This is a genomic window from Vibrio sp. 10N.286.52.F8 (assembly GCF_041468745.1).
In the GTDB taxonomy this organism is placed as follows: domain Bacteria; phylum Pseudomonadota; class Gammaproteobacteria; order Enterobacterales; family Vibrionaceae; genus Vibrio; species Vibrio crassostreae_C.
The window spans coordinates 159,543-160,123 of sequence record NZ_JBFRJF010000012.1 but is presented as its reverse complement, the minus strand read 5'-3'; the positions used below and the strand labels follow the sequence as shown (position 1 = coordinate 160,123).

The 581-nt window shown below is 46.1% G+C and carries 1 protein-coding gene; it reads left to right on the top strand.

What is annotated here, in order from left to right:
* Positions 1–519: helicase-related protein (locus AB4133_RS08245; RefSeq protein WP_372224198.1), on the top strand; the 519-nt coding region annotated here is incomplete at its 5' end.
* Positions 520–581 lie beyond the last annotated feature (62 nt).

Genomic DNA, 581 nt, shown 5'->3' with positions numbered 1-581 from the left:
CAACAAGTGTTGGTGTTCACAAAGACTAAGCAGGGCACTGATGCTCTCGTTAAAGAGCTTAAGTTAGACGGCATTAAAGCGGCATCAATCAATGGCGATAAGAGCCAAGGTGCGCGTCAAAAAGCCCTAGACGATTTCAAGTCAGGCAAAGTTCGTGCGTTGATCGCAACCGACGTGGCAGCTCGTGGTATTGATATTCAGCAGCTAGAACAAGTTGTGAACTATGACATGCCATTTAAAGCAGAAGATTATGTTCACCGCATCGGACGTACTGGTCGTGCGGGTAACAGCGGCTTAGCGATCTCTTTGATGAGTCAGGATGAAGCTTACCTATTGGGTGATATTGAGCGATTACTTGATACTCGCTTGCCTCAAGAGTGGCTAGAGGGCTTTGAACCAAGCCTTGAAAAAGATCTAGCGCCCGATCGTGGTGGTCGCAGCAAAAGCCGTTCATCAGAAAAACGTAAGATGAAAGCGAAGCTTAAGATTCACCAAAACCGCGGTAAAGCACGTCGCTAATAAGCTGTACAAAGCTCCAGTTTAAAGATCTATACATATAAAAACGCGCCGTTACAGTGACT